The sequence below is a fragment of the Kitasatospora sp. RG8 genome (assembly GCF_017813315.1).
Classification (GTDB): domain Bacteria; phylum Actinomycetota; class Actinomycetes; order Streptomycetales; family Streptomycetaceae; genus Kitasatospora.
In genome coordinates, this window is record NZ_JAGIYX010000057.1 from 1 (window position 1) to 11,825 (window position 11,825).

At 71.4% G+C, this 11,825-nt stretch carries 12 protein-coding genes; 4 read left to right on the forward strand and 8 right to left on the reverse strand.

The window, feature by feature from the left end; translation table 11 throughout:
* The 4 genes from J5Y04_RS40215 to J5Y04_RS43835 form a co-directional block, all read right to left on the reverse strand.
* The coding region (locus J5Y04_RS40215; RefSeq protein WP_209417500.1) for an ATP-binding cassette domain-containing protein at positions 1-203 on the reverse strand (203 nt) is incomplete at its 3' end.
* Positions 204-344: 141 nt separating this feature from the next.
* The gene (locus tag J5Y04_RS40220; protein ID WP_209417501.1) at positions 345-1,388 is read right to left on the reverse strand and encodes a substrate-binding domain-containing protein; all 1,044 of its coding nucleotides are present in this window, start codon (positions 1,386-1,388) and stop codon (positions 345-347) included.
* A gap of 162 nt (positions 1,389-1,550) precedes the next feature.
* The gene (locus J5Y04_RS40225) at positions 1,551-2,027 is read right to left on the reverse strand and encodes an ATP-binding protein (RefSeq protein WP_209417502.1); all 477 of its coding nucleotides are present in this window, start codon (positions 2,025-2,027) and stop codon (positions 1,551-1,553) included.
* Between the two features lie 435 nt (positions 2,028-2,462).
* A complete protein-coding gene (locus J5Y04_RS43835; RefSeq protein WP_209417503.1) occupies positions 2,463-2,651 on the reverse strand; it encodes a hypothetical protein in 189 nt (62 codons plus the stop codon).
* Positions 2,652-2,796: 145 nt separating this feature from the next.
* Here J5Y04_RS43835 and J5Y04_RS40235 point away from each other — a divergent pair, with 145 nt between their 5' ends.
* Positions 2,797-5,697 carry an AAA family ATPase gene (locus J5Y04_RS40235; RefSeq protein ID WP_209417504.1) on the forward strand — a complete coding sequence of 967 codons (2,901 nt, stop codon included), beginning with the start codon at positions 2,797-2,799 and terminating at the stop codon, positions 5,695-5,697.
* A gap of 106 nt (positions 5,698-5,803) precedes the next feature.
* The gene (locus tag J5Y04_RS40240; RefSeq protein WP_245206447.1) at positions 5,804-6,058 is read left to right on the forward strand and encodes a transposase; all 255 of its coding nucleotides are present in this window, start codon (positions 5,804-5,806) and stop codon (positions 6,056-6,058) included.
* Positions 6,059-6,182: 124 nt separating this feature from the next.
* Here the strand turns inward: J5Y04_RS40240 and J5Y04_RS40245 are convergent, their stop codons facing one another.
* The 3 genes from J5Y04_RS40245 to J5Y04_RS40255 are packed head-to-tail and all read right to left on the reverse strand — an operon-like array spanning position 6,183 to position 9,063.
* Entirely contained in the window at positions 6,183-7,409 is a 1,227-nt protein-coding gene (locus J5Y04_RS40245) for a cytochrome P450 (RefSeq protein ID WP_209417505.1), read from the reverse strand.
* Between the two features lie 30 nt (positions 7,410-7,439).
* Positions 7,440-8,834: an NAD(P)/FAD-dependent oxidoreductase gene (locus J5Y04_RS40250; protein WP_209417506.1), complete on the reverse strand. Its 1,395-nt coding sequence runs from the start codon at positions 8,832-8,834 to the stop codon at positions 7,440-7,442.
* The gene (locus J5Y04_RS40255) at positions 8,824-9,063 is read right to left on the reverse strand and encodes a ferredoxin (protein ID WP_209417507.1); all 240 of its coding nucleotides are present in this window, start codon (positions 9,061-9,063) and stop codon (positions 8,824-8,826) included. The genes J5Y04_RS40250 and J5Y04_RS40255 overlap by 11 nt, the downstream gene beginning before the upstream one ends.
* Before the next feature lie 417 nt (positions 9,064-9,480).
* On the opposite strand from J5Y04_RS40255, the gene J5Y04_RS40260 reads away from it, so the two are divergent.
* On the forward strand, positions 9,481-10,530 hold the full coding sequence (locus J5Y04_RS40260; RefSeq protein ID WP_245206448.1) for a serine protease: 1,050 nt from the start codon (positions 9,481-9,483) through the stop codon (positions 10,528-10,530).
* A gap of 214 nt (positions 10,531-10,744) precedes the next feature.
* On the opposite strand, the gene J5Y04_RS40265 is transcribed toward J5Y04_RS40260, so the two are convergent.
* On the reverse strand, positions 10,745-10,882 hold the full coding sequence (locus tag J5Y04_RS40265) for a hypothetical protein (RefSeq protein WP_209417508.1): 138 nt from the start codon (positions 10,880-10,882) through the stop codon (positions 10,745-10,747).
* Positions 10,883-11,089: 207 nt separating this feature from the next.
* Here J5Y04_RS40265 and J5Y04_RS40270 point away from each other — a divergent pair, with 207 nt between their 5' ends.
* Positions 11,090-11,812 (forward strand): SDR family oxidoreductase, encoded by a 723-nt coding sequence (locus J5Y04_RS40270; protein ID WP_209417509.1) that lies wholly within the window; start codon positions 11,090-11,092, stop codon positions 11,810-11,812.
* Positions 11,813-11,825: the final 13 nt, after the last annotated feature.

Genomic DNA, 11,825 nt, shown 5'->3' on the forward strand with positions numbered 1-11,825 from the left:
AGGATCTTGAGCAGGGTGGACTTTCCGGCGCCGTTCTCGCCCATCAGGGCGGTGACCTGCCCGGCGGGGAAGTCCAGGCTGACGCCGGACAGGGCCTGGACCGCACCGAAGCGCTTGGTGACCTGGCGGACACCGGCGCCGGTGGTGGCCGGTTCGGTGGTGGGCGGGCGGGGATCCGGGTCCACGTCGCGGGCTGGGCTCATCGGGTCACCTCGGAGTCGTTCGGGAGGGTTGGCGGAGCCCGTTTCGGGGCGGAGTGCCCCCGACCGTCCGGCGGGGCGGATGCCGGGCTGTCGGGGGCGGCGGGGCCGTCCGTGGGGGGTGCGGCCCGTTCCCGGGGGGTGTCAGCTGCAGGCGACGCCGGCGGACTTCCAGGTGGTCGAGTCGACCATCGTGGTGGGGGCGAAGGCCTCCCTCGGGAAGTCCTTGCCGTTCTTGAGCCTGTCGTACATCGTCTGCACGGCCAGGGCGCCGACGTCCTTGCCGTTGATGAACAGTGCGGCCTTCATGCCGGAGGGCTTGTTGCCGTTCCAGCTCTTGCATGCGAGGTAGGCGCCCAGTCCGACGCCGATGACGTCGTCGGTGCCGACGCCCGCGTTCTGCAGGGCGGTGACGCCGCCCTGGACGTTCTCGTCGTTGCAGCCCCACACCACCCAGTGCTTGACGCCCGCGTTCGCGGTGATCGTCGCGGCGATCCTGTCCTGGGCGCCGGTGGGCGTGTTGTCGGTCGCGACGTCGATGTTCCGTACCTGCGCGGCCCCGGCGCTGAACGCCTCCTTGGCGGCCTCCACCCGGTCGCCGCAGACCGTGACGTCCTGCTTCCAGGCCGAGATGATCCGGGTGTCGGCCGCGTTCCAGCCGGCCTTCCTGTACTCCTCGGCGGCACGCTTGCCGACCTCGGCGCCCATCTGCTGCCCGGAGAAACCGATCCGCGCCACAAGATCACCCTTGGCACAGGCCACCGGATCCGGACCGGTGGCACAGATCTGGTCGTCCGAGGTCAGCAGCGCGACCTTCGCGTCCCGGGCGATCTGCACGACCTGCGGCCCCACGGCCGGGTCCGGCACCACGACGATCACACCGTTGGTCTTCTGCGCGATCGCCGACTGCACCTCACCGACCGTCTTGTTCGCATCGTTGCCCAGGTTCACCACCTTCAGGTCGACCCCCAGCTCCGCCGCCTTCGCCTTCGCACCGGCTGCCTCCCCCACGAAGTACTCCTGGTCGCCCTGCTTCTGCAGATAGGTGATCGAGATCTTCCCGCCGACCGGAGCCACCGAGGCATCGTCCGACCTCCCGGCCTCCTGACCGGTCGAACAGGCGGTGGCCAGCCCAACGGCGAACACGAGGCCCGACGCTGCGGCGACACGACTGGTAGTACGGAACATGGAACGCTCCTTCACGCAGGCACCGAGAAAACGACACCCACAAAGAGAGGGGAGTACAAGGCCATGGGGACGCGGGCTTGGCATTCGTTGCGGTAGCCGTGGTCACCGTGCCCCCGGTCCGGCCGGTCACCGGGGCTGTGAGCCGGGCAGGCGCTCCGTGGTTCACAGGTCCGCCCAGTAGGTGACGCAGTGGTCTTCTCGGCGGCGGCCGTGCGTGACGGCCAGCCGGGCGACGATGCCGCTGCCGCGGCCGTGTTCATCGGGTGTACAGCTGCTGGTCCAGGTGCCGTCCCTGGGGGCGGGGCCGCCGTCATCGACCTCGATGCGCAGGGCGCTTCCCGCGGCGTGGTGGTCGAGGTGGAGCGCGACCGGGGGCAGGGCGTGCTCGACGGCGTTGGTGACGAGTTCGGAGACGACGAGCAGGGCCTGCTCGGTGGTGTCCTCGTCCACGCCCCAGGCGCCGAGGGTGGCACGGGTGAAGCGGCGGGCGGCGCCGGCCGCTTCGGGGCAGTGTGCCAGCTCATGGACGGCGGTGGTCCTACCGGTGTGCGCTTCGGCATGCGACTTCGGGATGGCCGGGGCCGAAGTGCTCGCGAGATTGGTGGGCGCTCCGGTGGGGCTGGTGACGATGGCGTCCATGGAGGGTCTCCTCTACCGATATCCCGGTCGGGATGTCGTCCTGCCCCCGCGGTCTCCCTCCATGAGGCCTGCGACTGAAGATCGAATGGCCGCCGAAAAGGTCACGGCGAGGTAACGGTACGGTCCGGTCGTGCGGGATCGATGGGTAGAAGGCCACGTAGTCGAGTGGGGGGTCGCGCACGAGCCCCGGTCATCCGGACGAGTTCGGCGTCGGCCCGCTCGGACCGCGCAGATCCTGGGGGCAAGGCAGAATCCATGGCGGACTGGGGCCGAAGCCTTGCTACCGCACCCGGCCGGTGCCGCCGGCCGGGCATGTGAGGGCAAGTTGTACCCGGGAGGCAAGAGAGCACCGAACCCGCGTGTGACGGCAACAGCAAGAGGGCGGCCCCCTCGGGGGGCACATCGCACCCTGCGAACGGGCAACATCCTGCGCCGTCAGGTGATGCGGCGGGCGCCGGACGCGGGGACGGCGGTGAACGTGCAGGGGATGGAGTGGCCGGCCCACCGGAATGCGGTCTCGACTGCGGCGGTGACGGTGGACGCCGTGTCGGTGTCGACCAGGGCGATCACCGAACCGCCGAAGCCACCGCCGGTCATCCAGGTGCCTAGACGGCCGGTCGCCACGACCGCGCCCCTGGCTCCGGAAACCCCGACGTGCCCTGAGCCGGCTGCCCCGGATCTTGATTGCGAGGGAGGCGAGCGGCTACTAGATTGGGGACAAAAGGGGCGCTCGCGAGCCGCCGTGCCCCCGCGGAGGTTGGCTGTGGCAGTGGACCGCGATCCTGACTACGGCGGTACGGGGCGCGGTTTTGCGTGGGTCGGCCGTGGCCGGGAGCTGGACCTGCTGGTAGCAGCCCTGGAGATTCCGCCGGCCGTGGTGCTGGTGGAGGGCGAGCCCGGAGTCGGCAAGTCTCGTCTCGTCCAGGAAGCCGGCAAGACGCTGACCGGTCGTGGCGTCCGAGTCGTGACGGGTCTGTGCCACCCTCTCCGTGAGCCCCTGCCGTTCGGCCCGGTCCTGGACGCCCTGTCCGGCACCGCCGACTGGCTCCCCGCACCCGACCAGCTCAACCCTCAGGCAGGTGCGCTCGCACCACTCGTGCCCTCCCTCGCCCATCGGCTGCCCACGGCCCCGGCCCCACCCGACGACGCCCGGGCCGGACGCTTCCAGCTCATGGGCGCCGTACGGTCCCTGCTGGACGCGGTGGGTCCCCTCGTCCTGGTCATCGAGGACCTGCACTGGGCGGACGAAGCGACCCGCGAACTGCTCCTACTCCTCGCCCGCGACCTGCCCAAGCGACTCGGGCTGGTACTCACCTACCGCCGCGAGGACCTGCCCGCCGGTGTCCCCCTCCTGGGTGCCCCGTACCGCCGCCCACCCGGCACCGGCGGGGCGGAGATCCACCTCAATCCCCTCACCGCGGACGATGTCCACGACCTCGCCACCGCCGTCCTCGGCCCGCGCGCCACCATCGCCCTGAGCCGCACACTGTTCGAGCGCAGTGCGGGACTGCCCCTCGTCGTCGAGGAGGACCTGCTCACCCTCACCGACCGCGCCCAGGACGCGCAACCGAGCCCCCGCCATGACGCCGTGGTCGACGACATCTCGGTCCTGGCGGACGCCGCCGTCCCCCGGAGCCTGCGCGAGGCGGTGACCGCACGCATGGCCGGCCTCTCCGAGCCCGCCGTCGCGGTCGTCGAGGCAGCCGCCGTCCTAGCCGTGCCTGCGAGCCGGAACCTGCTCACCGAGGTCGCCGACCTCGACCACCGCACGGCCGACCGGGCCCTGACCGAAGCCCTCCAGGCCTCCGTCCTGCGCGAATCCGGCCCCGCCCTCTACGCCTTCCGTCACGCCCTCGCCCAACAGGCCGTGTACCACGAGATCCTCGGCCCCCACCGCCACCACCTCCACCAGCGGGCCGTCCGTGTCCTGTGGACCACCCCTGCACCACCACTGGTCCAGATCGCCCACCACACGCGTGCCCTCGGCGACACCGCCGCCTGGCTGCGTCAGGCCGAAGCCGCCGCCGACCAGGCCATTGCCCTCGGCGACGAAGGCACCGCCACCACTCTCCTCCACGAAATCCTCGCCCAACCCCGCCTGGAGGGCGACCTGCGAACCCGCACCGCCCTGGCCCTGGCCCGCACGGCCAGGAACGGCATCGACTACACCACAACCACCACCACCCTGCGCGGAATCCTCTCCGACCCGCAACTCCCCACCCCCGCGCGCGGCGAGATCCGCCTCACCCTCGGCCTCCTCATGTTCAACCTGGCCCGTGACGCCGCGGGGCCACACGAGCTGGAACAGGCCGTGGAGGAACTGGCCACCCGTCCGGAACTCGCCGCCCGTGCCATGGTCGCGCTCGCCATGGCGCATCAACGGTCCCCGCACGAGGCCCGAACGTGGATGGACCGCGCCGAGGAGCTCGTCCGCGACAGCCCCGACCGCGCGGCTCAGGCGGCCGTCCGCGCCACCCGCCTCAGCCTGATGGCTTCCACCGGGGATCGCGACGTGTGGGACCTCGTCGATCAGTTGCCCCGCCACGACCCCGACCCCGAAGTCCTGCGCCAGACCAGCCGTGCGCTGTTCAACGTCGGCGACACCGCTCTCGGAATCGGGTACGACACCCGAGCCGCGGCCCTGCTCCGAGAGAGCCTGGACCTCGCCCGGCGGCTGGGCACCCTGGTCGTCGTGGAGTGCCTGGGCTCGATCGACCTCCTGCAGCTGGACTGGCTGGCAGGGCGTTGGGGCCGCCTGGAAGCCGACCACGCCGCGCTCATCGCCCAGTATCCCGACATGGCCGGCGCGGCCTTCCACGCACACCTGACCTCCGGCTGCCTGGCCGCGGCCCACGGGCAGTGGGCCAGAGCCCTCGACCAGCTCGGCCAGGCCGCCCGCATCGCGGAGGCAGCCACCGAGGCGGAGTGGAAGCTGCGGGCGTCGGCGGGCATCGTCCAGGTCCATCTCGCCCGCGACCGGGTCCAGGACGCCTGGGCCGCCGCCGCCCCAGCGCTGGATGTCCTGCGGGCCGCCGCCTGCTGGCTGGTGGAGAGTACTCTGGTGCCGGTGGCCCTCCAGGCGGCACTCGCCGACGGCCACGACCAGGCCGCCCGCGACCTCGTCACCGAAGCCGAGCACGCCCTTCACCGCGTCGATGCGCCTGCCGCCCACGCCGAAACGCACATTGCCCGCGGCCTGCTCCTCCAGCACGACGGTGACCGTGGCTCAGCCGCCGACCGCTTCGACCGCGCCCGCCTGACCTTCCAGGCCATCGGTCGTCCCCACCACACCGCCCGCGCCCTCGAACTGAACGCCCGCGCCCTTGCCCCCGCCGAACCCCACACCGCCGCCCGCCGGCTCACCGAAGCCGCGGCCACGAACACCGCCCTCGGCGCCGTCGCCGACGCCGCGCGGTGCCAACAGGCTCTGCGCGAACTCGGCCTCGACCAGCCCACGCCTCGTGGCCGCCGCAGCTACGGCGACCGGCTCTCCCCCCGCGAGACCCAGGTCGCCCGACTCCTTGCCACCGGCGCCACCAACAAGGACATCGCCCAAGCCCTCGCCCTCTCGCCCCGCACCATCGAACAACACGTCGCCAACACCCTCAGGAAGCTCCACACCACCCGCGACAACGTCCCCGCCCGTCCCGCGAACACTGACGGCCGCTGAGCGCAGGAGGGTCCGTAAAGGATCGTCTACATCGACGCGCTGTGGGTGAAGATCCGCTCCGGATCGGTGAGTTCGAAGCCCCGTCTACCTGGCGGGCGGGGTGGACATGGACGGCCACAAGGACGTGCTGGATCTGTATGTCGGCTCCGAGGGCGAGGGCGCGACCACGTGGATGGCGGTGCTTTCCGAACCACGCAACCGGGGCGTCGAGGACGTGTGCATCGTCTGCTACGACGGCTTGAAGGGCCTGCCGGAAGCGGTGACCGCCACCTGGCCCCACGCAACCGTGCAGACATGCGTGATCCACCTGATCCGCGCCTGTCTGCAGCTGTCCTCTCCGCACACTGGAGGGAGGCGCTGAACCAGTTCTCGCTGTTCTTCGAAAACCGGCTCAGCATCCGATAACCACAAGGGACTTGAACAAGAAGGCTGACACGCCCGATCATCGATCCCGACGGTTCGTAGTCCGGCCGGGCCGTGGTGGGTCAGGGCCGGACGCCGTCGACGGCGATCGCCAGATGACGGGGCCCGCGCAGTACGGCGTTCTGGCGATAGGGCGGAGGGTCCTCCACGAGCCGTGGCCGCTCCAACCGGCGGGCGAGTTCGGCGAGGGCGATCTGGGCCTCCAGCCGGGCGAGCGGTGCGCCGAAGCAGCTGTGGATCCCGCTCCCGAGCCCGAGGTGCTGGACGTCCTTGCGGTCGGGGTCGAACCGGTCCGGGTCCTCGAAGCGCTGCGGGTCGCGGTTGCCGGCCGCCAGCACCAGGCAGATCGTGGCGCCCTTGGGAATGGTGACGCCGCGGACCTCGATGTCGGAGATGGGGGTGCGGTTGGGCAGCAGCTGCACGGGGGGCTCGTACCGCAGGAGTTCCTCGACGATCGGCACGGCCAGGCGCGGGTCGTTGCGGAGCCGCTCCAGGACGTCCGGGTGGCGCAGCAGGGTGAGCATGCCGTTGGTGATGAGGTTGACCGTCGTCTCGTGGCCGGCGATGAGCAGCAGGGCGGCGGTGCTGAGCACCTCCATGCTGGTCATGGCGTCGGAGCCGTGGCCGGTGATGAGCTGGGAGAGCATGTCGTCGCCGGGCGACTTGCGGCGGTCCTCGATCAGACCGTTCAGGTACATCCCGAGCTGCATCCGGGCGTCCTGGGCGGCGCGGTCGCGCTCGGCGGCGTCCTGGCCGTGCTGCGGGTCGAGACTGGCGGCGACGGTGTCGGCCCAGCCGTGGAACTTGGCCTCGTCCTCGCGGGGAATGCCGAGGAGCCGGCAGATCACGCTGACCGGGAAGGGGTAGGAGAACCGGTCGACCAGGTCGATGGTGTCACCGTCCAGGCCGTTGATGAGGTCCGTGACGATGGTCCGCAGCTCGCCCTGCATGCCGTCGATGCGCCGGGGCGTGTGGGGAGGTCCGAAGGAGCGGTTGGTGATGCCCCGGAGCCGGTCGTGCTCGGGCGGGTCGAGCTTCAGGAAGGTCGGCGGGAGGACCCCGCCCTCCTCCTCCTTGGTCAGTCCGGTGTCGGGCGCCGTCCGGTTGCGGACGTCGGAGCTGATCCGCGGGTCGTGGAGGAGGTTCATGATGTCGTGGTACGTGCTGATCACGTAGGTGCCGGTCTCGTCCCGGTGCACCGGAGTCCTGCGCAGTTCCGCGTAGAGGGGGTACGGGTCGGCGCGACTGGAGTAGTCGGTGATCTGCTGCAGCAGCGAGACGTTTGTCATGACGAGTCCTTGGGTGCGGCCGTCCATGCGTCACGGCCGGGCGGGGGTGAACGTGAGCCGCTGGTCGGCCGGTGAGTAGCCGCTGACGGTGACCGTCGGGCCGTGCGTGGGCACGGACGGGTCGGGGAACTCGGCCGGGACGGGGCTGCGCCCCTCGGGGCGCCGGTCCAGGGTGGGGAACTCCGGCGGGAACGGCGCGGTCGTCTCGATCAGCCGCTGGTAGAACTCCAGCCAGCGGGCGTGGTCGAAGGTGACCGCGCCGATGACCCGCCCCTGGTACCCGTAGACGGCGGTGAACCGGCGTTCGACGAGCGACCCCTGGGCGACGAGGATCTCCTCGCCCATGGAGGGCACGCCCACGGATTTGATGTTCACTCCGAACTGGGAGGACCAGAAGGCCGGAACCCACAGGTGGGGGATGCGGTCCGGGCCGGTGCTGATCATGTTGTGCGCGGCGACCTCGGCCTGGGTGACGGCGTTGCCCCAGTGCTCCAGGGACAGGAACTGGTAGCCGAACAGCGGGTGCGGGGCCCGTGCCACGTCCCCGGCCACGAACACGTCGTCGGTGACGATGCCGCGGATGTCGAACGCCCGGCAGCCGGCGTCGCAGGCGATGCCGCGGGGGCCGGCGCCCAGTCCCGAACCGGCCAGCCACTCGGTGTTGCGGAGGGCGCCGAGCGAGACGACCACCACGTCGGTCTCGATCTCGGCGCCGTCGGACAGCCGGGCCGCCCGTACCCGGCCCGCCGCATCGCCCACCAGAGCCGTGACCATGACGCCGCAGCGCAGGTCGACGCCGTGGTCGAGGTGCATCTGTGTGGCGACCTCGCCGATCACCCCGCCGAGCGCGCCCACCAGAGGGGCGGCGCCGCGTTCGGCGACGGTCACGGGGAGGTGCCGCTCCCGGCAGGCGGAGGCGATCTCCGAGCCGGTGAAGCCCGCGCCGATCACGAGCACCCGGCGGGAGCCCGCCTCCAGCCGGCGGTGCAGCCGCACCGCGTCGTCGCGGGTGCGCAGGACGAACACGCCGTCGAGCGCCGCCTCGTCCTGGTGCGGCCACGGACGGGCCCGCACGCCGGTCGCGATCAGCAGCCGGTCGTACTCGACCTCGTCGCCGTCGGCGAGCTTCACCCGCCGGGCGGCCATGTCCAGGCCGGTGGCCGCGCAGCCGAGCCGCCAGTCGGCGTCCAGGTCCCGGCGGCGCGGCAGCGCGGTCTCCTCGGCGGCCGCCTTGCCGAGCAGGACCTGCTTGGACAGCGGCGGCCGGTCGTACGGCTCGTGGGGCTCGTCGCCGATCAGGGTGAGGGCGCCGGTGAAGCCCTTCTCCCGCAAGGCCTCCGCCCCGCGCAGCCCGGCGAGGGACGCGCCGACGACGACGATGCGTCCCTCGCGCCTGAGCCAGTCGACGTACCCGTCACCGTGCACCGGACACACCCTCCCGGACCTCGGCGGGAGCCGTGTCGTCCCGGTCGTCCACGACGATCGCCCCGACGGGACACGCCGCGACGGCGCGCTCCACCCTCTCCGTCTGGTCCGGGTCGGCGTACGGGCTATAGAGCAGGGCCTCGTCACCGTGCATGGTGAAGACGTCCGGGGCCAGGAACGCGCATTGCGCGTATCCCTGGCAGCGGTTGAGGTCGACCAACAGCCTCATCGGGCTCCGCCTCTCAAGGGGTCACGTTCCATGCCAGCCTCCGTGAGGGCGGGCGGTCGTGCGCGCCGGAGCTACCGGAGGAGTGACGGGCGCGACGCGACAGACCGGTCGAAGCCCCCGCCGATACACGGTTGGAACGTTCTTTGCAGGAATCTGACGGGACCGATGAACGGATGAAACCGCTTCTCGGCGGGAGTCTGACGTCCCGCCCCTACGGTGCCTGACATGCCACATCCACCTGGCCGGACCAGCGGCCCCGCGACCGCGGCGACACCGCCCGCATCCGACACCCGGCGGGCGGGCCTGTTCTCCCGCCGTGCCCCCGACCGCCACGGCTCTGCGGCCCCACCGCCCGGCCCCACCGCCTGATCGCGACCGTCCCCCGAACCGACCGCACCCGACGAAAGAACGGCAACGATGTCAGCCACACACCGAACGTTCCCCCGCAGGCTCGCCACTGCGGGCGCCCTGCTGCTGAGCGCGACCACGGCGGCGGTGCTGCCGCCCGGCACTGCCGTCGCCGCGGGACCGGAATCCGTCACCACGCATTCCGGCGCCACGACCGAGCAGGAGCGCAGCCGGGTCGACGCCTACTGGACCCCCGAGCGGATGAAACTGGCAGGCGCCTTGATACCCGAGATCACCCCCGTGCCCGAGGACGACACCACACCCGACGACCCGCGGCCGCTTCCTGCGGACACGCCGGACCCCGGGGCCGTGTGGACGCACGGCGGAGCCGTGAACAGGAGCGTCGGCCGTCTCTTCTTCACCTTCTCCGACGGCTACGACGGCAGTTGCACCGCGACGGTCGTCGACAGCGCGAACCGAAGCACCGTCATCACGGCGGCACACTGCCTGCGGGGCGTCGGCGCTCCCACCGCCGACGACACGTGGAGGCACAACCTCTACTTCGTGCCCGGCTACCGCAACGGGACCAAGCCGCTCGGCGGCTTCAGCATCAAGAGCGCGGCCACGTCCTCCCGTTGGGACGCCGAACCGGGAGGGACGACCTCGGAGGAGGTCGCCATCGCCGGCTACGACACGGGAGTCCTCGTGGCGAACCGTTCGGCCGAGGGACGCCGGGTCGCGGACGTCACGGGGAGCCAGCGGATCGCGTTCACCAAGCCCGCCGAGGCCGAGTTCATCCACACCTTCGGGTACCCGAAGGACCGACTCAACAACCCAGACGCCAAGTACGCCGGCTCACGCATGATCCACTGCGCCGGACCGGCCCGACCCGGCTCCAAGGTCCCCCTTCTGTGGGGCGAGCCCTGCGACATGTCCCACGGGGCGAGCGGCGGCCCCCACCTCGCACGGTTCGACACCCGGACCGGCATCGGCACCGTCGTCGGCGTCACCACCACCAGCGAAGAGGTCGCCGGCGGCCCGGCCAATACGCTCTACGCCACACGACTTGGCGACAGCGCCCGCCGCCTCTACAACTGGGCGCAGACACGCTTGGCCTGACGGTCCGTCCTCTCCCCGGTCGGCCGGCCCCCGGCCGACCGGGAGCCGTACTCGACCCGGGAGCCGTGGCCGACCCGGGAGCCGTGCCGCATTGCCGCGCTTCGAGCACGACTGGCTGCCGCCCGCAGCCGTCAACCCGTCCGCCGTCCGCCGTCCGGGCAGCGGTGCTGCAGGACAGGGGCCGGACGACGCGGGGGGCGGCGGCTCCGAAAGCTCAGAGCAGGCCGGCGGGGAACGAGCCGGCGCCCTGCCGGTAGTTGTCACAGTCCGGCGAGTACGGGCGTTCGCTCGGCCTCGCATCCGGCCGGATGAGGTACACGATCGACAACAGCAGTCCGGTGATTCTCTTCATCTGCTCCCCCTCGGCTCCGGACGCCCGGACACGACCGGCACGCCCCGTACCGGCAGCCTAGGACCACCGGGAAACCAACTCGCCGGATCTGAGCATTTCTTGAGCATGCGTCAAGGTGCGCTCGCAGGAGGCGGTCGGCCGCCCCGGTCGCCTCGTCGCAGCCCTGTGCTGCCGTGTGACGCTGCCGTCAGGGGAGTCTGTCTGTGAATGGCAGCGCCGAGACGGGCACGGCGCACCAATCCTCTGGATTCACTCTTCGGGGAGCTCACCTCGGCAAGCGGCATCGCGGCGTTCCGGCGCCTCGACGTTACGGACACCGCCCCCGTCCAGGCCGTCATGGGCGCTGCCCGTGAGCGGTACGGAAGGGTGGGCGTGGTGGTCAACAACGCCGGAGTGGCGCCGCTCTCGCCGCTGGAGACGCTGAGGACGCACGAGCGGAACCACATCATCGACGTGAACGTGCGAGGAGTTCTGCCCGGTATCGGCACTGCGCTGCCGGAATCCGGGACCGCCGCCGTCTACTGCGCCACCAAGTTCGCCGTCCGCGCGATCTCGGAGGGGCTGTCTCAGGAGTCCGCCGCGGACATCCGGGCCACCCTTGTCTCCGCCGACGTGATCAGGTCCGAGCTCGCCGAAGCCTTCTCCGCCCCCATCGCCGGGGAGGTCATGAGGGCGTACCGCACAGTGGCACTGCAGGCCTCCGCTGTCGCAGAGGCCATTCTCTACGCCGTCACCCGGCCCCCGCAGATCAACGTCAACGAGCTCGCATTCCGGTCCACGGCAAGTGCCCAGTGCCTACCCACGTCCTCCGCCGGTCGCTGTGCCGCCGCCTGCAGCACCGGGCAATCGGAGGTCAGCCGCGCGCCGGCTCCCAGCACGAACGCTGGGCCTGCCGACAGGTCCGGCGCCAAAGGGCCGACACGGTTCTAGCTGGCAGCGCGGC

Coding starts and splice junctions, on each gene's coding strand:
- J5Y04_RS40220 (WP_209417501.1), bottom strand. CDS start 1,388: ATGTTCCGTACTACCAGTCGTGTCGCCGCAGCGTCGGGCCTCGTGTTC.
- J5Y04_RS40225 (WP_209417502.1), bottom strand. CDS start 2,027: ATGGACGCCATCGTCACCAGCCCCACCGGAGCGCCCACCAATCTCGCG.
- J5Y04_RS40240 (WP_245206447.1), top strand. CDS start 5,804: ATGGACGGCCACAAGGACGTGCTGGATCTGTATGTCGGCTCCGAGGGC.
- J5Y04_RS40245 (WP_209417505.1), bottom strand. CDS start 7,409: ATGACAAACGTCTCGCTGCTGCAGCAGATCACCGACTACTCCAGTCGC.
- J5Y04_RS40255 (WP_209417507.1), bottom strand. CDS start 9,063: ATGAGGCTGTTGGTCGACCTCAACCGCTGCCAGGGATACGCGCAATGC.
- J5Y04_RS40260 (WP_245206448.1), top strand. CDS start 9,481: ATGTCAGCCACACACCGAACGTTCCCCCGCAGGCTCGCCACTGCGGGC.
- J5Y04_RS40265 (WP_209417508.1), bottom strand. CDS start 10,882: ATGAAGAGAATCACCGGACTGCTGTTGTCGATCGTGTACCTCATCCGG.
- J5Y04_RS40270 (WP_209417509.1), top strand. CDS start 11,090: ATGGCAGCGCCGAGACGGGCACGGCGCACCAATCCTCTGGATTCACTC.